The following is a 21,205-nucleotide window of genomic DNA, read 5'->3' on the forward strand; positions in this document are numbered from 1 at the left end:
CGCCGTAGAGGACCGCGGCCCCGACGCCGGGCGCGGTTGCGCCCCGGTGGGCCGCCCAGGCCGGGAAGGGCGGGGAGCGAAGGCCCGCGCATCGAGCCCCTTGGTGTACTCGGGCTGCAGACCCCTGGGCGGCAGAGGCGCCCATGCCCGTTTCAGTCGTCTTCAGTCGTCTTCAGGCGTCGCCGCCCGCCTTCTCCGACGTCTCCTCCTCCACCTCGGCCATCGCCGGGTCGAGGAGCCGGGACAGGAAGTGGCGGGTGCGGTCGTGGGCCGGGTTCGTGATGACCCGGTCGGGACTTCCGTCCTCGACGATCACGCCGCCGTCCATGAAGACCACCCGGTCGGCGACCTCGCGGGCGAAGGTCATCTCGTGGGTGACGACCATCATGGTCATGCCCTCCCGGGCCAGTCTCCGCATGACCGCGAGAACGTCCCCGACCAGCTCCGGGTCGAGGGCCGAGGTCGGCTCGTCGAAGAGCATCACCTCGGGCCCCATCGACAGCGAGCGGGCGATGGCGACGCGCTGCTGCTGGCCGCCGGAGAGGGCGGCGGGGTAGGCGTGCGCCTTCTCCGACAGGCCCACCCGCTCCAGGTTCTCGGCGGCCACCCGCGCCGCCTTCGCCTTGTCCCGCCTGAGCACCCGGCGCTGCGGCAGCGTGAGGTTGTCGGTCACCGTGAGGTGCGGGAAGAGGTTGAACTGCTGGAAGACCATGCCGATACGGCGGCGTACGGCGTCGATGTCGACGTCGGGATCGGTGAGTTCGGTGCCGCCCACGAACACCTGGCCCTTGGTGGGCTCCTCCAGGAGGTTCACGCACCGCAGCAGCGTGGACTTGCCCGAGCCGGACGGGCCGATGACGCACACGACCTCGCCCTGGCCGATCTCCAGGTCGATGCCGCGCAGCACCTCGTTGTCGCCGAAGGACTTGTGCAGGCCCTTGACCTGGATCTCCGGTCGGCTCATTTCACGGCCTCCTGGGCCTTCGTCTCCATGCGGCGCACGACGAAGCCGAGCGGAACGGTCACCAGCAGGTAGCACAGGCCGGCGACCAGGATCGGTGTGGAGTTGGCGGTAGTACTGGCCAGGTCACGGCCGTACTTGGACAGTTCGCGCTCCTCCAGGGTGACGCCGAGGAGCAGGACCAGGGAGGAGTCCTTGAAGAGGATCACGAACTCGTTGGTCAGCGGCGGCAGGATGATGCGGAACGCCTGCGGAATGATGATCGAGATCATGGTCCGGGCGGGCGAGAAGCCGAGCGAACGCGCCGCCTCCGTCTGGCCCTTGGGCACCGCCTGGATGCCGGCCCGGAAGGTCTCCGCCAGATAGGCGGCGCCGACCAGGCCGAGCGCGATGGCGGCCTTGCCGTAGGTTCCGCCGATGATCTCCGTGCCCGGGAAGGCCAGCGGGATCGCCACGCCGATGAAGATGAAGATGAGCAGGGCGGGCAGGCCACGGAAGATCTCGATGTAGACGCCGGCGACCCAGCGGTAGGGGGCGACGGAGGACAGCCGCATCAGCGCCACCACCAGGCCGAGCACCAGGGCGAAGACGAACCCGGACACGGTGTACAGCACGGTGTTCTTGAGCGCCAGGGTGATGACGTCCGGGAACATCTGCCGGGCGATGTCCCACTGGGCGAACTGGTTCTTCAGCCGGCCCCAGTCGGCGCCGACCGCGAAGGCGATCACGGCGGCGACGAAGACGGCGTACTGGGCGGCGCGTGACAGGCTTCGCTTCTGACGCCGGGTCAGGCCCTTTTTCCTCGGCTGGAGTGGTACGTCCGTATCGGCCATGGGTCAGGACGCGGAGGTGGACGGAGAGGCGGCGGAGGCGGTGTAGGGGCCGATCCACTTCTCGTACAGCTTCTTGTACGTGCCGTCGGCCTTGGCGTCCTTGATCGCCTTGTTGATGGCGTCGCGGAGCTTGGTGTTGCCCTTCTTCACCGTGAAGCCGTACTGCTCACCGGTGTTGATGTTGCCTGCCAGCTTGAAGGCGTCCGCGTTCGCCTTGCTCTTCAGCCAGCCCTGGACGACCGGGTAGTCGATGATGACGGCCTTGACCTGGCCGGTGCGCAGGCCGTTGAGGACCGCGTCCGAGGTCTCGAAGGACACCGGGTCGAAGCCCTGCTTCTTCGCGTAGTCCTCGCCGGTCGTCTGCGCCTGGGCGCCGAGCTTGACCTTCTTGGCCTTCGCGTCGGCGAGCGAGGTGATGCCGCTGCTCCTGTCGACCAGGAGGGCCTGGGTGGCGTCGAAGTACGGGTCGGAGAAGTCGACGTTCTTCTTGCGCTCGGCGGTGATGGTCATGCCGGCCGCGGCCAGGTCGCACTCGCCGGAGTTGAGGAACGCGCCGGTCTTGAAGTTCTCGAAGGGCGTGTCGAGGATCTGCTGCTTCACGCCGAGGTTCTTCGCGACGAGGTCGATCAGCGAGACGTCGAAGCCCTGCACCTTGCCGTCGATCTCCGACTGGAAGGGCGGGTACGGCAGGTGTGTGCAGGTGGTGAGCTGTCCGGCCTTGACCAGCTCGACCCCGCCGGCGGCCGTCTTGGTCCCGCTGCCGCCGTTGCCGCTGGAGGTGCAGCCGGAGGCGGTGACAGCAACGAGCACCAGCCCGGCCGTCGCGGTGGTGGCGGCCAGAACGCGGGTCCGGCGCCCGGAGAACGTCTGCACGGGGGGGCCTCCTGTGTGGGAACTGATGGGTTCCGATTATAAGGAGAAGTTTGAGTCTCTCAAACTAAACCGATGGTTACGGGGCTGTCCGGCCTAAGAAGTCGCAAGTGAAGGCGTGTGAAGGGAGGGCCACGGGTGGCGGATACCCTCAACCGAGTTGACCACTCATGAGTGAAGAGAGCATCCGCCGTGACCCACCCCTTCCTCGATCTGCCCCCGCTGAGCGCCGCGCACTTCGCCTCGATCGAGGACCGCGTGGCGCGGTTGCTCGGCACCGAGCAGGACGTCGTGATCATGCAGGGCGAGGCGTTGCTGCCGCTCGAGGGCGCGATCCGGGGGACGGCCGGTCCCGGCACGACGGCGCTGAACGTCATCACCGGGCCGTACGGGCAGACCTTCGGGAACTGGCTGCGGGACTGCGGGGCGACGGTGATCGACCTCGCGGTGCCCTTCCACACCGCGGTGAGCGCCGGGCAGATCCGGGAGGCCTTCGCGGAGCACCCGGAGATCGACTTCGTCTCCCTGGTGCACGCGGAGGCGGCGACCGGCAACACCAACCCCGTCGCGGAGATCGGGGAGGCCGTACGGGAGCAGGGGGCGCTGTTCTATCTGGACGCCGTGGCCTCCATCGGGGCGGAGCCGGTGCTGCCGGACGCTTGGGGCGTCGATCTGTGCGTCATCGGGGCGCAGAAGGCGATGGGCGGGCCGGCCGGGGTGTCCGCGGTGTCGGTGAGCGAGCGGGCGTGGGCGCGGATGGCGGCGAACCCGCGGGCACCGCGACGGTCGTACCTGTCGCTGCTGGACTGGAAGGAGCGGTGGATCGACGGCGGACGGAAGGCGCTGCTGCACGCGCCCGCCCAGCTGGAGATGCTGGCGCTTCAGGCGTGCGTCGAGCGGATCGAGGCGGTGGGGCTGGAGACGGTCATGGCCCGGCACGCGTCTGCCGCAGCCGCGGCCCGGGCCGGCGCGGTGACCCTGGGTGCCGGCCTGCAGCCGTATGTGCACGAGGCCCGGGAGGCGGCACCCGTCGCCACGACGCTGAGGACACCTTCGGGGGTCGTCGCGTCGGAGCTGGTGGCGCGGGCCCTGGAGTCGGATCCCACCCTGCCGCTGGCGGCGGGCGGGGGCGCGCTGGCCAAGGAGATGATCCGGGTCAATCACTACGGGGCCGATGCGACGGCCGGGGTGGTGCAGGCGTGCCTGGCAGCGCTGGGCACCGCGCTGGAGGACACCAGGCGGTAGTCGCCGGTTTCTTCTCCACGGAGGAACAGGCACCTAATTCCGAGCCCAACTCGGGCATAATTCCGGGCATAATTTTGGAATTCAATTCGGCGTAGCTTCCCGTATTCTTCTGCCCGCTTTTCCCCGACCTAAACGCAAAGATTCTGCGAACGCCAACCGGGGGAATTCGGGCAGATCTCGTGGGGGTTACATGCTTGTGACGCGTTACACACTGTGGTAGATTTGCCCCCTATTTTCCGGACAATACCCCGCATTTCAACCCCACCCGGTAGGGCCGCTCGCGCCCGCGTGATAACACATGGGCCAGCCGTTCGTAACCCTCACCGGCGATGCATTTTTAAATTTCCCTCGGTAAATTCAATTCGCATGACTGCCGCGCAAGCAGATCTCCACATCGACCGTCCGCAGGTCGCGGACGGAGCCGCGTTGTGGCGGATTGCCAAGGACTCCAAGGCCCTCGACCTGAACTCGTCGTACAGCTATCTGCTGTGGTGTCGCGACTTCGCCGCCACCTCGGCCGTGGCTCGCGACGACAACGGCCGCCCGGTCGGCTTCGTCACCGGGTACGTACGGCCGGACCGTCCGCGCACCCTGCTGGTGTGGCAGGTGGCGGTGGACGAGGCCTACCGCGGGCGCGGGCTGGCCGGCACGTTGCTCGACGGGCTGGTCGCCCGGGCCGGTGCCGCACATCGGATCACCGCCGTCGAGACCACCATCACGCCGGGCAACACCGGCTCCGAGCGCCTGTTCACCTCGTTCGCCGAGCGGCACGGTGCCCTCGTGGAGCGCGAGGTGCTGTTCGACGAGGGCCTGTTCCCCGACGGGCCGCACGACCCCGAGGTCCTGTACCGCATCGGCCCCCTCTCCCTGTGAGGCCTTGATCTCCGGCGCCCCCCCGCTTCCGGCGAGTCCTCGCCGGCGCCCATCGACTTCCACCGACCTCCCCCGAATTTCCCTGACGACCCCCACGCACTCCCCCACGCAACGAGGAGCGATTCGTCGTGACCATCACCCAGCCCGACCTCAGCGTCTTCGAGACCCTTGAGTCCGAGGTGCGCAGCTACTGCCGCGGCTGGCCCACCGTCTTCGACCGCGCGCAGGGCAGCCGGATGTACGACGAGGACGGCCACGAGTACCTGGACTTCTTCGCCGGGGCCGGCTCGCTGAACTACGGCCACAACAACCCCGTCCTGAAACGGGCGTTGATCGACTACCTGGAGCGGGACGGCGTCACGCACGGGCTCGACATGTCGACCACCGCCAAGCGGTCCTTCCTGCAGACCTTCCAGGACCTGGTGCTGCGGCCGCGCGACCTGCCGTACAAGGTCATGTTCCCGGGTCCGACGGGGACCAACGCCGTGGAGTCGGCTCTCAAGCTCGCCCGCAAGGTGAAGGGGCGCGAGTCCATCGTGTCGTTCACCAACGCCTTCCACGGCATGTCGCTCGGCTCGCTCGCCGTGACCGGCAACGCCTTCAAGCGGGCCGGCGCCGGGATTCCGCTGGTGCACGGCACCCCCATGCCGTTCGACAACTACTTCGACGGCACGGTCGAGGACTTCCTGTGGTTCGAGCGGCTGCTGGAGGACCAGGGCTCCGGGCTCAACAAGCCCGCCGCCGTGATCGTCGAGACCGTGCAGGGCGAGGGCGGCATCAACGTCGCGCGCCGCGAGTGGCTGCAGGCGCTCGCCGCGCTGTGCGAGCGCCAGGACATGCTGCTCATCGTCGACGACATCCAGATGGGATGCGGCCGTACCGGTGCCTTCTTCTCCTTCGAGGAGGCGGGCATCACGCCGGACATCGTCACCGTGTCCAAGTCGATCAGCGGCTACGGGCTGCCCATGTCGCTGTGCCTGTTCAAGCCCGAGCTGGACATCTGGGAGCCGGGCGAGCACAACGGCACCTTCCGCGGCAACAACCCCGCCTTCGTCACGGCCACCGCCGCCCTGGAGGCGTACTGGGCGGACGGGTCCGCGATGGAGAAGCAGACCCGGGCGCGCGGTGAGCAGGTCGAGCAGGCCTTCATCGCGATCACCGAGGAGAACCTCGCCGACATCAAGGAGTACCGCGGCCGCGGACTCGTGTGGGGCCTGGAGTTCCACGACAAGGAGCGGGCGGGGCGGGTCGCCAAGCGCGCCTTCGAACTCGGGCTGCTCATCGAGACCTCGGGCCCGGAGAGCGAGGTCGTCAAGCTGCTCCCGGCGCTCACCATCACCCCCGAGGAGCTGGACGAGGGTCTGAGCATCCTCGCCCGCGCCGTACGCGAAACCGTCTAGCAAAAAAGGAGTAGTGCAGCACCGTGATCGTCCGTTCGTTCAAGGACATCGAAGGCACCGACCGCCATGTGAAGGCCGCGTCCGGCACGTGGGAGAGCAAACGCATCGTCCTCGCCAAGGAGAGGGTCGGCTTCTCCGTACACGAGACGATCCTGTACGCGGGTACGGAGACGTCGATGTGGTACGCGAACCACATCGAGGCCGTCGTGTGCGTCGAGGGCGAGGCCGAACTCACCGACGACGAGACCGGGCAGAAGTACACCATCACGCCCGGCACCATGTACCTCCTCGACGGGCACGAGCGGCACACGATGCGGATCAAGGAGGACTTCCGCTGCATCTGTGTCTTCAACCCGCCCGTGACCGGACGGGAGGACCACGACGAGAACGGGATCTACCCGCTGCTCACCGAGCCCGAGGAGGTGTGACATCACCATGACCACCACCGTCACCGATCTCTACCCCAGCCGCGGCGCCACCGAGGTGTCCGTTCCGCGCCAGGACCCCGTCGTCTGGGGCGCCCCCGACGCCCCCGGCCCGATCCCGGCCACCGGCCTCCAGTCGTTCGAGCGTGACGGCTTCCTCGCCATCGAGGAGCTCATCACGGACGACGAAGTCGCCGTCTGCCACCAGGAGTTGGAGCGGCTCATCGCCGACCCGGCGATCCGGGCGGACGAGCGGTCGATCATCGAGCCGAAGTCCAAGGAGATCCGCTCGGTCTTCGAGGTGCACAAGATCAGCGAGGTCTTCGCCCGGCTCGTGCGCGACGAGCGGGTCGTCGGCCGGGCCCGGCAGATCCTCGGTTCGGACGTGTACGTCCACCAGTCGCGGATCAACGTCAAGCCGGGCTTCGGGGCCAGCGGCTTCTACTGGCACTCGGACTTCGAGACCTGGCATGCCGAGGACGGCCTGCCCAACATGCGCACGGTGTCCGTCTCGATCGCGCTGACCGAGAACTACGACACCAACGGCGGCCTCATGATCATGCCGGGGTCGCACCACACGTTCCTCGGCTGCGCCGGCGCCACCCCGAAGGACAACTACAAGCAGTCGCTGCAGATGCAGGACGCGGGCACGCCGTCGGACGAGGCGCTGACCAAGATGGCGAGCGAGTACGGCATCAAGCTCTTCACGGGCAAGGCAGGTTCGGCGACCTGGTTCGACTGCAACTGCATGCACGGCTCGGGCGACAACATCACGCCGTTCCCGCGCAGCAACGTGTTCATCGTGTTCAACAGCGTGGAGAACGAGGCCGTGGAGCCGTTCGCGGCACCCATCCGGCGGCCCGCGTTCATTGGAGCGAGGGACTTCACGCCCGTACGGTGACCCTCACTGGAGCGGGCGGCGTCACTGGCTTCACAGCCACGACAGTGACGCCGCCCGCTCCAGTTTCGTCGCGGACGGCACCCTCGTCCCCTTGGCGGCGCGGTCCCTCCCGGGAGTTCCCGGCAGGGACCGCGCCGGCGGTTCAGGGAGACAGGACGTCCAGCAGGCGGTCGACATCGGCGGACGTGTTGTACAGGTGGAAGGCCGCGCGCAGGTTGCCCGCGCGGTCGGAGACCTCCACCCCGGCGCCGCTCAACTCGCCCTGGCGGCGGCCGAGTCCGGGTACGGCGACGATCGGCGAGCCGGGGGACGGGACGGGCTGGTGACCGAGGGAGGCCAGGCCCGCGCGGAAGCGGTCGGCGAGGGCGAGGTCGTGGGCGCGTACGGCGTCCGTGCCGAGTTCCTCCAGCAGTTCGAGCGAGCGGCGGGCGCCTGCGTAGGAGAAGAGGGCGGGGCTCTCGTCGAACCGCCGGGCGGAGTGGGCGAGTTCGTCGATGGGGCCGTAGCACGTGTCCCAGGGGTGCTCGCCCGCCACCCACCCGGCGAACAGCGGGGTGAGTCCCCCCATGTCCTCCGGGACGACCAGGAAGGCCACGCCCCGCGGGCAGACGAGCCACTTGAAGCCGACGCAGGCGGAGTAGTCGTAGGCGTCCGCGTCGAAGTCCAGCCAGCCGGCGGCCTGGGACGCGTCCACGTACGTACGCGCCCCGTGCTCGCGCGCCGCCTCCCTGATCGCGGACAGGTCCGCCACCCGCCCGTCGGCGGACTGGGCGGCGCTGACCGCGACCAGGGCGGTGCCGGGCCGCACCGACTCGGCGATCCGCTCCAGCGGCACGATCCGCACCTTGAGGCCGGACCGGACGTGGAAGGGGTTCACGACGGAGCTGAAGTCGCCCTCCGCGGTGAGGACTTCGGCGCCCGCCGGGAGGGAGGCGGCGATCAGTCCGCTGTAGACGGCGACGGAGGCCCCGGCCGCCACCCGGCGCTCGGGGACGCCGACGAGCCGCGCGCAGGAAGCGCGGCTCGCCTCGACGTCCGCGAACATGTCGGTCGGGTCACCGACCGCGGCCGCCGCCACGGCGGCGCGCATGGCGGCCACGGTGCGCGCGGGCAGCAGCCCGGTGCTCGCGGTGTTCAGATAGGTCTTCTTCGGCGCGAACTCGGCTCGGACGCGACTCTCGAAGGTCGTCTCCATGGCTCCACTGTGAACCCGGGAGAAGTCATGGTCCATTGCCGATTTATACGTGGTACCCCTAAGCGGTGCTTATAGTTCCGCCCTCACCTGCACGTATCAGTGCTGCGGCACCGCGCACCCGTCCGGGCCGCACGCCTCCGCGCCGCCCGCCGCGCCTTCGTCGATCAGCTTCAGCGGCGAGCGCTCGCCCCACGCCTGGGTCAGCGCCTGGGTGAAGACCTCCGCGGGCTGGGCGCCTGAGACGCCGAACTTGCGGTCGAGGACGAAGAAGGGCACGCCGTTCGCACCCAGCTCGGCGGCCTCGCGCTCGTCGGCGCGGACCTCTTCGGCGTACGCGGCCTGGTCGGCGAGCACCCTGCGGGCGTCCTCGGCCGCCAGCCCGGCGGCCACGGCCAGCTCCACCAGCCGCTCGTCGCCCTCGGTGAACAGCGACCGCTCCTCGGCGAAGTTCGCCCTGTACAGAGCCTGGATGAGTGCGTCCTGCCGGCCCTGGTCCTTGGCGAGGTGCAGCAGGCGGTGCATGTCGAAGGTGTTGCCGTGGTCACGGTCCCGGGTGCGGTACTCCAGGCCCTCGGCGGCGGCCTGCGTGCCCAGGTTCTCCTCGCCCGCCTGCGCCTGCGCCGCACTCATGCCGTACTTCTTGGTGAGCATGGTGATCACCGGCTGGACGTCGCCCTTGGCGCGGCCCGGGTCCAGCTCGAAGGAGCGGTGCACGACCTCGACCTGGTCGCGGTGCGGGAAGGCGTCGAGGGCCTTCTCGAAGCGGGCCTTGCCCACGTAGCACCAGGGACAGGCGATGTCCGACCAGATCTCGACCTTCATGTTCTCTCCAGCTCGTACGGGTACGGAGGTTCCCTCCGCCGAGTGGATGAACGTTCAAGCAGCGAGGATCATTCCCCGGGCACCGCATACCGCAGATACCGGTGGTGGTCCCCGGGCATCGGCGGGTTCTCCGGGTCCGGGGTCCAGCCCCGACGGGCGTAGAACGCCTGGGCGCGGTCGTTGCCCGCGTGCACGTCGAGGACGGCCGTACGCCTGCCGTCCGCCTGCCACTGCTCGACGCAGGCGGCGTGCAGGGCCGTGCCCACGCCGGAGCGCCACTGGTCGGGTTCGACGTGGAACTGGAACAGCTTGACCGTGTCCGCGGGGGCGCGCTCCGCGGTGCGGAAGGAGGCGATGCCGACCAGGCGGGCGTCGCGCACCGCGCACAGCACCTGGCCGTCGGGCCGCTCGATGGCCCGGCTCCAGGCGGCCGGCCAGTCGTGTCCGTCGTCCGGGAGGCCGTCCGGGCAGTAGGTGGAGCGGGCGCGCACGTGCAGCGCGGCGACGGCGGCGGCTTCCGCCCCCAGGGCGGTTCTGATCACCAGGGAGTCGACGGTCCGGTTCGCTCTGATCATGCGGCGGAGGACGTGCCCTCGGCGGTCGCGGTTCCCAGCCGGGTGAACTGCGCCCGGTACGCGCTCGGCGTCAGACCCGTGCGGCGGACCACGTGGGCACGCAGTGAGTCGGCCGTGCCCAGTCCGCAGGCTCGGGCCACCTGGTCCATGGGCAGGGTGGTGCTCTCCAGGAGTTCCCTGGCGCGCTCGATGCGCTGGTGCAGCAGCCATTGCAGGGGGCTGACGCCGCTCTCGGCATGGAAGCGGCGGGTGAGGGTGCGGACGGAGACTCCCGCGTGGCGGGCCAGCTCGGTCAGGGTGAGGGGCTTGTCGAGGTTGCGCATGGCCCAGCCGCGAGTGTCGGCGCAGGCATGGCCGCGCTCGGGCGGCAGCGGGGTGTGCGCGAACTGGGTCTGGCCGCCGGGCCGTACGGGGGCCACCAGGGTGAGGCGGGCGACCTCGTTGGCGACGGCGGCGCCGTAGTCGGTGCGGATGACATGCAGGCAGAGGTCGATGCCGGCGGCGTAGCCGGACGCCGTGACGTACGGGCCGTCCTGGACGTACAGCACGTCACCCTGGAGGTCGACCTGCGGGTACCGCCTGCGCAGCTCCTCGGCGTGCGCCCAGTACGTCGTGGCCCTGCGGCCCTGGAGCAGGCCCGCCTCGGCGAGCTGGAAGGCGCCGGTGCACAGGGACGCGATCCGCTTTCCGGCGTCGTCCGCCTCGCGCACGGCGGCCACGATCCGCGGGTCCGGATCGTAGGGCGCACCGGTGCCCGCGACGACCACCGTGTCCGCCTCCAGCACGGCCCCCAGACCGTGGCGCACGTACAGGTCGAGCCCTCCGCTGGTGGGAACCGGCCCCGGCTCGGCGGCGCAGATGACCACCTCGTAGCCGGGCCGCCCCTGTACCCGGACCTTGCCGAACAGCAGCTCGGGGATGGCCAGGTTGAACATCGAGACGGGTGACGGCGCGATCACGGCGATGCGGTGCGGGACGAGCTCCTCGGACATGGCCAGAACCTCCGGGCGTATGACATTCAGGCCACTACTGTACGACGGCGGGGATCCGCAGCATGGACGCATGACGACGAACCAGATCCACAGGTGCGATGAACTCGCCTCCCCCGAGCGCGAGTTGGCGCCCAAGAGGCCCTCCCCCGCGCTCACCCTCACCGCCGCCCTCCTCGGCTTCGCGCTGATCGGCCTCGACGCCTCCGTGGTGAACGTGGCCCTGCCCGCGATCGGCTCCTCCCTCGGCGGCGGAATGGCCGGCCTGCAGTGGGTGGTGGACGCCTACACCCTGTCGTTCGCCGCGCTGATGCTGTCCACGGGCGCCTTCTCGGACCGGGCGGGGGCGAGCCGTGCGTTCGCGCTGGGCACCACGGTCTTCACTCTTGCCTCGGCGGCCTGCGGACTGGCGCCGAACCTGCCGGCCCTCATCGGCGCGCGGGTGGTGCAGGGCATGGCGGCGGCCGTGGTGCTCCCGGCCTCGCTGGCGCTGGTGCGGCAGGCGTTTCCTGAACCGGCGCGGCGGGCGCGGGCGGTGGCCACGTGGGCGGCGGGCGGTTCGACGGCGGTGGCCCTGGGTCCGGTGGCGGGGGGTCTGCTGACCACGGCCTGGGACTGGCGCGGGATCTTCTTCGTCAATCTGCCGCTGGGGGCACTGATTCTGGCACTTCTGCTCCGGACCCCGCGCTCGGAGCGCCGGCCGGCACCGCTGGATCTGCCGGGGCAGGTGACGGCGGTCGTGGCGCTGACAGCCCTCACGTTCGCGGTGATCGAGGGTGGGGCGGCCGGGTGGGCGGCGCTTGCTGTGGCCGTCGTGGCGGCCGTCGTGTTCTGGCGGGTCGAGGCCCGCAGCCCGCATCCGGTCGTGCCGCTCGGCCTGTTCCGCAATCGGACGGTGGCCGTGGTGGTCGCCGCGGGAGCGGCGGTCAGCGTGGCCTTCTACAGTGTGGTGTTCGTCTTCTCCCTCTTCTTCCAGCAGGTCCAGGGCTTGTCCGCGCTGCAGGCCGGGCTGGCGTTCCTGCCCATGACGGGCCTGATCGCGGTGACGAACGTGGTGGCGGGCAAGCTCGCGGGGCGCTACGGCGCGCGGCTGCCGATGCTGGTGGGGCAGGCACTGGCGGTCGCAGGACTGCTCGTCCTGCTGTACGTCGATGCCGGCACGTCTTCCGTCCTGGTGGCCGTGCTGCTCGTGCCGCTGGCGCTGGGGTGCGCGCTGGTGGTGCCGCCGCTGACCGCCGCGATGATGGATGCGGTGCCGGTGGAGCGGGCGGGGCTGGCGGCCGGCGTGCTCAACGCCGCGCGGCAGGTGGCGGGGGGCCTTGGGATCGCCGTCTTCGGGACGCTGGTCTCCGGGGGGTTCGCGGAGGGGATGCGGTCGGCGTTGGTGATCAGTGCGGGGGCGCTCGTGCTGACGGGTGCGGCTACGTCTCGGTTGCGGTAGTGCTGGGGGCTGCCGCCCCCAGACCCCCGCTTCGGCCCTGAAGGGGCCTCGTCCTCAAACGCCGGACGGGCTGAGTTGCAGCGACCGGCGTCCCCGAAGAACCGACGGGCTGAGTCAGCTGCCGTCTCTCAGGTCCGCCGGCCAGTTGTCCCTGAACTCGATGTGGTCGTACGTCACCACGCACCCCTCTCCCATCGGCGACTGCGTCATGAAGCCGATCAGGGCGGCCTCCGTCTCCTTCTCCGCGCCCAGGGTGAAGAGCCGGACGAAGGTCCAGTGCTTGCCGTCGCGAGAGGCGTGGAAGGCGAAGGCACGTCCGGTGCGGCTCACCCGGAGCCACACCGAACTGCCGTCCACGCTGAAGGAGTTGGCATCGTCGGAGTGCCCCCGGGTGACCACCGTGCAGACGGTGGGCACGTGCGGGGAGTACTCCAGGCAGAGCTTGGCCCAGGCCCGCTCGCCGACGTGGACGTACAACACCCCGGCGTCGAAGGCCCCGGCGAACCCGACCGTGACCCGAGCGATCAGCTGGAAGTCCCCTTCGGGCGCCCCGAGCAGACGCGGCGCGTCGGAGGCGGGCTCCAGAGCCTCATCGGTGGGCGGCACGAAGCGGTCCTGCCGGGACCCGGCCCATCCGCTGAGGATGCCGTCCTCATAGGACCAGTGCCCGTCGGGGCCGTAGGTGCGGAGGGAGAAGGGCAGTTCGGGAAGTTCCAAGTCCATCGCCAGAGTGTCTCAGGGCACCTGCGGCATGCCCAAGGGGCACGGGGCTGTATCGACATGCGGCTCGGCCGCGTGGGCGCGACAGGCGACGACGAGCCGGCACCCCGCGGCCGACCCGCGCCCCTGCGGCACACCCGGCGGAGCGCTACCGCTCCAGGCGCCCGTTGAACCGGCGGGGCAGTCCCAGCGGGTTGTCGTCCCGCAGTTCGGGCGGCAGGATCGCCTCGGGCGCCGTCTGGTACGTCACCGGCCGCATCCAGCGCTCGATCGCGGTACCGCCGACGGACGTCGACGTGGACGTGGTCGCCGGGTACGGACCGCCGTGGTGCTGGGCGGCCGCGACCGCGACACCCGTCGGCCAGCCGTTCACCAGGACACGGCCCGCGAGCGGGGTCAGCTCGGCCAGGAGCTCCGCGCCGCGGCCCTCGCCGGCCGCCTCCTCCGCCGACAGGTGAACCGTCGCCGTGAGGTTGCCCGGCAGCCGCGACAGCACTCCCTGGACCTCCGCCTCGTCCTCGTAGCGGGCCACGACCGTCACCGGCCCGAAGCACTCCTCCAGGAGCAGGTCGTACTGGCCTTCCTGCGCCAGCTTGTCCGCCGACACCGTGAGGAAGCCCGCGCTCACCGTGTGCTCGCCGCCCGCGCCCGGTGTCACCGGGGAGTCCACGTCGGGGAGTTCGGTGCGCTCGGCGACTCCGGCGACGAAGTTGTCCCGCATGCGGTGGTCCAGCAGGACCCCCGCCTCTGTGTCGCTCACCGCGTCCGTCAGGGACTTCACCAGGCGGTCGCCCGCCGCTCCGGACGGGGCGAGCACCAGGCCGGGCTTCACGCAGAACTGCCCGACGCCCAGGGTCATCGATCCGGCGAGCCCCGTGCCGATCTCCTCGGCACGCTCCGCCGCCGCGGCCTCGGTGACGACCACGGGGTTCAGGGAACCCAGCTCGCCGTGGAACGGGATCGGGACCGGACGCGCGGCGGCCGCGTCGAAGAGGGCACGGCCACCCCGTACGGAACCGGTGAAGCCGGCCGCCGAGACCAGCGGGTGCCTGACCAGCTCGACGCCTGCCTCGAAGCCGTGGACCAGGCCGATGACGCCCTCGGGAACGCCGTGCGCGGCAGCGGCCCGGCGCAGCACCTTGGCGACCAGCTCGGACAGGGCCGGGTGGTCGGGGTGGGCCTTGACGACGACCGGGCAGCCCGCGCCGAGCGCGCTCGCGGTGTCACCGCCGGCGACCGAGAAGGCGAAGGGGAAGTTGGATGCCGAGTAGACGGCGACGACGCCCAGCGGCACCTTGTAGCGGCGCAGGTCCGGGATCGGCGGGGTCGCCGTGCCGTCCGGATGGTTGATGATCACGTCGAGGAAGGCGCCCTCGTCGACGATGTCCGCGAAGGACCGCAACTGGTAGCAGGTACGGGCGAGTTCGCCGGTGAGGCGGACCGGGCCGAGCGCGGTCTCCGCGTCGGCGGTCTCGACGAGCCACTCCTTCGCGGCTTCGAGCTGCTCGGCGGCGGTGCGCAGGAAGGCCGAGCGGACCGCACGGTCGGCGAGCGCGCCGCGGGCCGCGTGCGCGGCCCGGACGGCGGCGTCCACCTCCTGGGCTGTGGCCTCCACCGCAACCTGTTCACGCTGCTTCCCGGTACGGGGGTCGACACTCCAGACTGGTGCTGCTGCCACCGCGGGTCCCTCCAGGTATTTCTGGGTCACTCACCAGTTCGTTCGATATACTGAACGCTGTCTCTGATGATGAATATGCTGTTGGAGACTATTTCCCGTCGAACGAAGGGGTCAAGGGCGATGTCGGTAGCCGAGACAGGCGGCGGGGCGCAGGTCAAGTCCGCGGTACGGACCGTTGAACTGCTCGAGTACTTCGCCGGTCGCCCCGGTATGCACTCCCTGGCGTCGGTCCAGGAGGCCGTCGGGTATCCCAAATCCAGCCTGTACATGCTGCTGCGCACACTGGTGGAGCTGGGCTGGGTGGAGACGGACGCGACGGGCACCCGGTACGGCATCGGGGTGCGGGCGCTGCTGGTCGGCACGTCGTACATCGACGGCGACGAGGTGGTGGCGGCGGCCCGGCCGACGCTTGACCGGCTGTCGGACGACACCACGGAGACGATCCACCTGGCCCGCCTGGACGGCACGAACGTCGTGTACCTGGCCACCCGCCAGTCGCAGCACTATCTTCGCCCTTTCACGCGGGTGGGCCGCCGCCTGCCCGCGCACTCCACTTCGCTGGGCAAGGCGCTGCTGAGCACGTACACGGACGAGCAGGTCCGCAAGCTGCTCCCGGAGACGCTCCCGGCGCTCACCGAGAACACCGTCACGGACCGGGAGAAGCTCATCGAGGAGCTGCGCCAGATCCGGGACCAGGGCTTCGCCGTGGACCGCGAGGAGAACACGCTGGGCCTGCGCTGCTTCGGGGTCGCCATCCCCTACCGCACTCCAGCACGTGACGCGATCAGCTGCTCGGTTCCGGTGGCGCGGCTGACTCCCGCGCACGAGCAGCTGGTGAAGGACGCGTTGTTCGACGCGCGGGACCGGCTGGCCCTGGCGACCCGCAGGCTCTGACACCTGGTGCCCCGGCAGTAGGCTCCGCCTCCATGGACGTCGTTCTCCGCGAGACCCACGACAGCGATCTGCCGGTCTTCTTCCGGCAGATGAACGATCCGGAGGCCCAGCGGATGGCCGCCTTCACTCCGAAGGACCCGGCCGACTGGGACGCCTTCACATCCCTCTGGAAACGGATCCGGGCGTCGGACGCCGTCGCGCGGACGGTCCTGGCCGACGGTGACGTGGTCGGCAGCGCGGCGGTGTACGGAACTCCGGGCGAGCGCGAGGTCACGTACTGGGTGGACCGCGCCTACTGGGGGCGGGGCGTGGCCACGGCCGCGCTGCGGGAGCTGCTGGTCGAGGTGCGCGAGCGCCCGCTGTACGCGCGCGCCGCGGCGGACAACGCCGGTTCGCGGCGGGTCCTGGAGAAGTGCGGTTTCCGGCTCACCGCCCGGGCGTCGGGGTTCGCGAACGCACGCGGCGAGGAGATCGACGAGGTCGTGCTGACGCTGGAGGGGTGAGAGGCCGGCTTCATGAACACCCGATGAGAAATCGGGGCGGACGGGAACGATTCCCGCCCTTCCGCTCGTCTTGCTGAGCGGGATGAACAAGACGATCAGGCGGGCCTCCGTCTTCACACTGCTGCTCGTGTTCGCTCTTCTGTTCAGGGCGACGTGGGTGCAGTTCTACGACGGCAAGGCCCTCGCGGACGACACCGACAACCGGCGCAACGCGATGAAGACGTACGCGGAGCCGCTCGGGAACATCATCGTGGCCGGAGACTCGATCACCGGTTCCGCGGCGACGAAGGACAGCGACCTCAAGTACAAGCGCACGTACAAGGACGGCAAGCTGTACGCGGCGGTGACGGGCTACGCCTCGCAGGCCTACGCACCGACCCAGCTGGAGGGCGTCTACCAGGACCTCCTCGACGGCACGGACAGCCGCCTCAACACCGTGATGGACACGGTCACCGGCAAGCGCGCCGATCCGGGCAACGTGGTCACGACGATCGACCCGGACGTGCAGAAGGCGGCGTACGACGCGCTCGGCGACAAGAAGGGCGCGGCCGTCGCGATCGACCCGAAGACCGGCAGGATCCTCGGGGTCGTGTCGACGCCCTCGTACGACCCGTCGTCGCTGACCGACGCCAACACGGCGGGCAAGGCCTGGAAGCAGCTGAACGCCGACTCGGACAAGCCGCTGACCAACCGCGCGCTGCGCCAGCCGCTGCCGCCGGGCTCGACGTTCAAACTGGTCGTCGCGGCAGCGGCGCTGGAGGACGGGCTGTACTCGTCGGTGGACGAGAAGACGAAGAGCCCCGACCCGTACACGCTCCCGGGCACCACCCAGGACCTGTCGAACGAGAACCCGAGCGCTCCCTGCGAGAACGCCTCGATCCGCACCGCGCTGGAGTACTCCTGCAACAACGTCTTCGCCAAGATGGCCGTCGACCTGGGCCAGGACAAGGTGAAGGCGATGGCCGAGAAATTCGGCTTCAACGACAAGGAGCAGGACGTTCCGGTGCGCGCCTACACCAGCGTCTACCCCTCCGGCATGGACCGCTCCTCCACGGCCCTGACGGGCATCGGCCAGTACGACGTCACCGCGACCCCACTCCAAATGGCCATGGTGTCCGCCGCTCTGGCGAACGGCGGCAAGCTGGTCTCGCCGCACATGGTCTCCCAGATCACCGACAGCGGCGGCGACGTGCTGAAGAACTACGACGACGACGCGAGCACGAAGGAGATCGTCAGCTCCGGGACGGCCCGGCAACTGCAGTCGGCGATGCAGACGGTCGTGGAGAAGGGCACCGGTACCAACGCGCAGATCCCGGGCGCGACCGTGGGCGGCAAGACGGGCACGGCCCAGCACGGCGAGAACAACAGCAAGACCCCGTACGCCTGGTTCACTTCCTACGGCAAGGCGGGCGGCAGGGAGGTCGCCGTGGCGGTCCTCGTCGAGCAGTCGAACGCGGCCCGCTCGGAGGTCAGCGGGAACGGCCTGGCCGCCCCCGTGGCCAAGGCCATGATGGAGGCGGCCCTCAAGAACTGAGCGCGGTCGGCTACTTCACGCCCAGGATCTGCTCCACCGGATCGATCGCGAAGTACACCAGGAACAGTGCCGACACCGCCCACAGCAGCCAGTGCACCTCCTTGGCCTTTCCGAGCACCGCCTTGATGAGGACGTAGGCCAGGAAGCCCGCCCCGATGCCGTCCGTTATCGAGTACGTGAACGGCATCGTGGCGATCGTCAGGAACGCCGGGATGGCGATCTCGTACCGGTCCCAGTCGATGTGCTTGACGTGGGTCATCATCAGGAAGCCGACGGCGATCAGGGCGGGCGCGGCGGCCTGCAGCGGGACGATCGTCAGCAGCGGCGTGAGGAACAGCGCGAGGCCGAACATCCCGCCCGTGATCAGGTTCGCGAATCCGGTCCGCGCGCCCTCGCCGACGCCCGCCGCCGACTCGATGTACGCGGTGTTGGACGAGGCCGACCCGAGGCCACCCGCCACGGCCGCGGCGCCGTCGATGAACAGCACGCGGCCGAGGCCCGGCACCTGCCCGTCCTCGTCGAGCAGCCCGGCCTCGGCGCTGATGCCGACGATCGTGCCCATGGCGTCGAAGAAGTCCGACAGGATCAGCGTGAACACCAGCAGGACCGCGGTGAGGATGCCGGCCTTCGCGAAGCCGCCGAACAGGCTGAAGTGGCCGACGAGTCCGAAGTCCGGGGTGGAGACGATCTTGTCGGGCACGTGCGGGGTGGTCAGGCCCCAGCTCTTGATGTCCGCCACCGCGTCGATGACGATCGCGACGATCGTCATGGTCACGATGCTGATCAGGATGGCGCCCTTCACCTTGCGCGCGAGCAGCGCGATGGTGAGCAGCACGCCGAGACAGAACACCAGAACGGGCCAGCCGGTCAGCCGGCCGACCGCGCCCAGCTGGACCGGCACGGTGGTGTGGGCCATGTCCGGGATCCGGCTGACGAACCCGGCGTCGACGAAGCCGATGAACGCGATGAACAGGCCGATGCCGACACCGATGGCCTGCTTGAGCTGCTGCGGAATGGCGTCCATGATCGCCTTGCGCAGTCCGGTGAGCACCAGGACGCAGATCAGGATGCCTTCGAGGACGACCAGGCCCATCGCGTCGGACCAGCTCATCAGCGGGGCCAGCTGGAAGGCGACCACGGCGTTGAGGCCGAGGCCCGCCGCGATGGCGAGCGGGAGGTTGCCGCCGACACCCATGATGATCGTCATCACACAGGCCACCAGGGCGGTGGCGGTGACGAGCTGGCCGGTGTCGAGCGTGTGGCCGAACTTGTCCTTCGCGCTGCCGAGGATGATGGGATTCAGGACAAGGATGTAGGCCATGGTGAAGAACGTGGCGAAGCCGCCGCGTATCTCCCTGCCGAAGGTGGATCCCCGCTCGGAGATCCTGAAGAACCGGTCGACGCCGTTCGCCGCTGGTGGCGCGGTACTTGACCGGTCGGCCTTCTTCTGGGTGTCGGGCATGGCGGGTACTCCTCGTTGCCTGATTGATCAGTGTGCGGATGCTGGCTGGATTGTTCCCGTCTTGAACGGGTTTCAGGTTTTCTCCGTGTTACGGAATCAGAGTCGGCCCGTCAGACTGCGTTCGAAGTCCTGTACGAAGCAGGAGGTTGATCACTGCTACGCTTCCGGATCTCGTCCAGGTCACCTTCGGATGATCACATGTCATTCGCATGACACACACAGAGAGGTTCACCCGTGGGCACTGTCGTCGACGACACAGCCTCCGTGGAGTTCCACACCTTCTTCGAGCGGCACTACGCCGAACTGTCCCGGCTCGCCCACCTGTTGACCGGTGAGGCGGACGCCGCCGACGACCTCGCGGCCGACGCGCTGCTCGCCCTGTGGCACCGCTGGGACCGGGTGCGCGCGGCGGACCACCCGGTCGCCTACGCCCGCGGAGTCGTCACCAACCTGGCCCGCACCCGGATCCGCACCGCGGTGCGCGAGCGCCGGCGGATCTCTCTGTTCTGGTCGCAGCGCGAGGAGAAGACCGAGAATCCCGACATAGCGGGGGTCGTCGACGTTCAGGAGGCCCTGCGCAGGCTGCCGTTCCGGAAGCGGGCGTGTGTGGTGCTGCGGCACGCGTTCGATCTCTCGGAGAAGGACACCGCTCTCGCCCTGGGTGTTTCCGTGGGTACGGTTAAGTCCCAGACGTCCAAAGGGATGGCCGAGCTGAAGAAGCTGCTGGGCTCCCAGGGTGCGCCGCACAGGGTGCACGCGACCATGGTGCGTGGCGGCGAGAGCGGAGGAACGGACCGATGAGGCAGCAGGACGTGCCCGACGAGCTGCGCGCCCGGCTGCACGAGGCGGCCGAGACGCACGAGCCGGACCGGGCCAGGATCCTGGCGCGCGTCGAGCGGGGCATGCACGACCGCGTCGGCCACCGGGCGACCCGTCCGCCGGTATGGGGCTGGGCACGGGTGGTGGGTGCGACGGCCGCCGTGGCGGGCATGCTCGCGGTCGGCGGCTACGCCGTGGCGTCCGCGGTGAAGGACGACCCTCCCGCGCAGCAGACGGTCCCGGTATCCCCGACGCCGTCGCAGGACGCGACGAGCCGCGCGCCCGTCCCGCCGGTGGATCCGGCGCCGAGCGGATCGTCCGGGTCCTCCAGGGCGGACAACACCCCCTCCACGAAGCCCTCTTCCTCCGTGCTGCCGCCCCCCGCGGCGGGCGACAAGGACGGTCCGCTGTCGTCGGAGGGCACGGTGGACCCGCACAGCAACGGCTTCTGGGCGCAGAGCGATCTCACCCTGAAGAACACCGAGCAGCTCACCTCCCTCACCGTGCAGTTGAAGGTCGCACAGACCGGCGGGGTCAGCTCGACCGGTGCCTGGCGCGCGCTGCCGGAGCAGGACTTCGACCTCACCGTCGGCGAGCAGGACGGCTTCGTGGTCTACACCTGGGTGCTCAAGGCGGGCCGTACGGTCCCCAAGGGTGAGTGGGTCTTCGCCGCGCAGTACAACCACAAGAGCGGCAGCCGGGACACCAAGAACGACAGCTACACGATCAGGGCCACGGCCGACAAGGAGCAGCGCTCGGTGGGCGGCGGCTTCGCGGCTCACGCGGACGACGAGAGTGACTCGTAGGAAATTTCCGCCGCCGCGGCAACCCTTTCCTCACCGGCGGCGACCATGGGGCACAAGGTTTCACGACCATGCCGACCATGTCCCCGTCAGCAGCCAACCTGACGTCCGTTTTCAACGTCACTACCAGTACGTGGCACACGGACGCCTCCTGAACCTGCCGGTCTGAGCCCCCCTCGTCCGGCAGCCGCCGACTGAGCCCCCTCGTCGGCGACAGAGCGCCCCCGCCGGCGACGGCCGGCGGGGGCGCTTCGATGTCCGG

General features: G+C 69.7%; 21 protein-coding genes. 11 read left to right on the plus strand and 10 right to left on the minus strand.

Features of this window, described 5'->3' with window-relative positions:
- Window positions 1-172: 172 nt before the first annotated feature.
- Genes OOK07_RS09450 through OOK07_RS09460 form a run of 3 tightly spaced genes read right to left on the minus strand, consistent with a single transcriptional unit; the run spans window position 173 to window position 2,667 of the window.
- Complete coding sequence (locus tag OOK07_RS09450) at window positions 173-964, minus strand: amino acid ABC transporter ATP-binding protein (protein WP_266795905.1); 792 nt, start codon at window positions 962-964, stop codon at window positions 173-175.
- A complete protein-coding gene (locus OOK07_RS09455) occupies window positions 961-1,794 on the minus strand; it encodes an amino acid ABC transporter permease (RefSeq protein ID WP_266678726.1) in 834 nt (277 codons plus the stop codon). The genes OOK07_RS09450 and OOK07_RS09455 overlap by 4 nt, the downstream gene beginning before the upstream one ends.
- Window positions 1,795-1,797: 3 nt before the next feature.
- Window positions 1,798-2,667, minus strand: a complete 870-nt coding sequence (locus OOK07_RS09460; protein WP_266678728.1) for a transporter substrate-binding domain-containing protein — start codon at window positions 2,665-2,667, stop codon at window positions 1,798-1,800.
- A gap of 189 nt (window positions 2,668-2,856) precedes the next feature.
- Here OOK07_RS09460 and OOK07_RS09465 point away from each other — a divergent pair, with 189 nt between their 5' ends.
- The 5 genes from OOK07_RS09465 (at window position 2,857) to thpD (ending at window position 7,508) form a co-directional block, all read left to right on the plus strand.
- The gene (locus tag OOK07_RS09465; protein ID WP_266795907.1) at window positions 2,857-3,909 is read left to right on the plus strand and encodes a pyridoxal-phosphate-dependent aminotransferase family protein; all 1,053 of its coding nucleotides are present in this window, start codon (window positions 2,857-2,859) and stop codon (window positions 3,907-3,909) included.
- A 366-nt stretch (window positions 3,910-4,275) separates the two neighbouring features.
- Window positions 4,276-4,782, plus strand: a complete 507-nt coding sequence (ectA, locus tag OOK07_RS09470) for a diaminobutyrate acetyltransferase (RefSeq protein ID WP_266678732.1) — start codon at window positions 4,276-4,278, stop codon at window positions 4,780-4,782.
- Window positions 4,783-4,910: 128 nt separating this feature from the next.
- Complete coding sequence (gene ectB, locus OOK07_RS09475; RefSeq protein WP_266678734.1) at window positions 4,911-6,182, plus strand: diaminobutyrate--2-oxoglutarate transaminase; 1,272 nt, start codon at window positions 4,911-4,913, stop codon at window positions 6,180-6,182.
- Window positions 6,183-6,205: 23 nt separating this feature from the next.
- A complete protein-coding gene (locus OOK07_RS09480) occupies window positions 6,206-6,610 on the plus strand; it encodes an ectoine synthase (RefSeq protein ID WP_266678735.1) in 405 nt (134 codons plus the stop codon).
- A 7-nt stretch (window positions 6,611-6,617) separates the two neighbouring features.
- Entirely contained in the window at window positions 6,618-7,508 is an 891-nt protein-coding gene (gene thpD / locus OOK07_RS09485; RefSeq protein ID WP_266795908.1) for an ectoine hydroxylase, read from the plus strand.
- 142 nt (window positions 7,509-7,650) lie between these two features.
- Here the strand turns inward: thpD and OOK07_RS09490 are convergent, their stop codons facing one another.
- The 4 genes from OOK07_RS09490 to OOK07_RS09505 all read right to left on the minus strand — a co-directional run bounded on the left by OOK07_RS09490 (window position 7,651) and on the right by OOK07_RS09505 (window position 11,092).
- Complete coding sequence (locus OOK07_RS09490) at window positions 7,651-8,739, minus strand: aminotransferase class V-fold PLP-dependent enzyme (RefSeq protein ID WP_406311424.1); 1,089 nt, start codon at window positions 8,737-8,739, stop codon at window positions 7,651-7,653.
- Window positions 8,740-8,799: 60 nt separating this feature from the next.
- On the minus strand, window positions 8,800-9,525 hold the full coding sequence (locus OOK07_RS09495) for a DsbA family oxidoreductase (protein WP_266795910.1): 726 nt from the start codon (window positions 9,523-9,525) through the stop codon (window positions 8,800-8,802).
- A 68-nt stretch (window positions 9,526-9,593) separates the two neighbouring features.
- The gene (locus OOK07_RS09500) at window positions 9,594-10,100 is read right to left on the minus strand and encodes a GNAT family N-acetyltransferase (protein WP_266795911.1); all 507 of its coding nucleotides are present in this window, start codon (window positions 10,098-10,100) and stop codon (window positions 9,594-9,596) included.
- Window positions 10,097-11,092, minus strand: a complete 996-nt coding sequence (locus OOK07_RS09505) for a GlxA family transcriptional regulator (protein ID WP_266678745.1) — start codon at window positions 11,090-11,092, stop codon at window positions 10,097-10,099. The genes OOK07_RS09500 and OOK07_RS09505 overlap by 4 nt, the downstream gene beginning before the upstream one ends.
- A gap of 70 nt (window positions 11,093-11,162) precedes the next feature.
- Between OOK07_RS09505 and OOK07_RS09510 the strand changes: the two genes are divergently transcribed.
- Complete coding sequence (locus OOK07_RS09510; RefSeq protein WP_266678747.1) at window positions 11,163-12,530, plus strand: MFS transporter; 1,368 nt, start codon at window positions 11,163-11,165, stop codon at window positions 12,528-12,530.
- Between the two features lie 114 nt (window positions 12,531-12,644).
- Here the strand turns inward: OOK07_RS09510 and OOK07_RS09515 are convergent, their stop codons facing one another.
- Together OOK07_RS09515 and OOK07_RS09520 are read right to left on the minus strand one after the other, a co-directional pair.
- Window positions 12,645-13,253: a DUF1349 domain-containing protein gene (locus OOK07_RS09515; protein ID WP_266678749.1), complete on the minus strand. Its 609-nt coding sequence runs from the start codon at window positions 13,251-13,253 to the stop codon at window positions 12,645-12,647.
- Window positions 13,254-13,398: 145 nt separating this feature from the next.
- Complete coding sequence (locus OOK07_RS09520) at window positions 13,399-14,928, minus strand: aldehyde dehydrogenase (NADP(+)) (protein ID WP_266678751.1); 1,530 nt, start codon at window positions 14,926-14,928, stop codon at window positions 13,399-13,401.
- A gap of 120 nt (window positions 14,929-15,048) precedes the next feature.
- Here OOK07_RS09520 and OOK07_RS09525 point away from each other — a divergent pair, with 120 nt between their 5' ends.
- The 3 genes from OOK07_RS09525 to OOK07_RS09535 all read left to right on the plus strand — a co-directional run bounded on the left by OOK07_RS09525 (window position 15,049) and on the right by OOK07_RS09535 (window position 17,859).
- On the plus strand, window positions 15,049-15,822 hold the full coding sequence (locus OOK07_RS09525; protein WP_266678753.1) for an IclR family transcriptional regulator: 774 nt from the start codon (window positions 15,049-15,051) through the stop codon (window positions 15,820-15,822).
- 32 nt (window positions 15,823-15,854) lie between these two features.
- On the plus strand, window positions 15,855-16,325 hold the full coding sequence (locus OOK07_RS09530; protein ID WP_266678755.1) for a GNAT family N-acetyltransferase: 471 nt from the start codon (window positions 15,855-15,857) through the stop codon (window positions 16,323-16,325).
- Window positions 16,326-16,407: 82 nt separating this feature from the next.
- Window positions 16,408-17,859 carry a peptidoglycan D,D-transpeptidase FtsI family protein gene (locus tag OOK07_RS09535; protein ID WP_266795913.1) on the plus strand — a complete coding sequence of 484 codons (1,452 nt, stop codon included), beginning with the start codon at window positions 16,408-16,410 and terminating at the stop codon, window positions 17,857-17,859.
- A 10-nt stretch (window positions 17,860-17,869) separates the two neighbouring features.
- Here OOK07_RS09535 and OOK07_RS09540 read toward each other — a convergent pair whose 3' ends face one another.
- Window positions 17,870-19,321, minus strand: coding sequence for an NCS2 family permease (locus tag OOK07_RS09540; protein ID WP_266795914.1), 1,452 nt, complete (start codon window positions 19,319-19,321; stop codon window positions 17,870-17,872).
- A 234-nt stretch (window positions 19,322-19,555) separates the two neighbouring features.
- Between OOK07_RS09540 and OOK07_RS09545 the strand changes: the two genes are divergently transcribed.
- Entirely contained in the window at window positions 19,556-20,122 is a 567-nt protein-coding gene (locus OOK07_RS09545; protein WP_266678761.1) for a SigE family RNA polymerase sigma factor, read from the plus strand.
- Window positions 20,119-20,946: a hypothetical protein gene (locus tag OOK07_RS09550; protein ID WP_266795915.1), complete on the plus strand. Its 828-nt coding sequence runs from the start codon at window positions 20,119-20,121 to the stop codon at window positions 20,944-20,946. The genes OOK07_RS09545 and OOK07_RS09550 overlap by 4 nt, the downstream gene beginning before the upstream one ends.
- Window positions 20,947-21,205 lie beyond the last annotated feature (259 nt).

It is taken from the genome of Streptomyces sp. NBC_00078 (assembly GCF_026343335.1).
GTDB lineage: Bacteria > Actinomycetota > Actinomycetes > Streptomycetales > Streptomycetaceae > Streptomyces.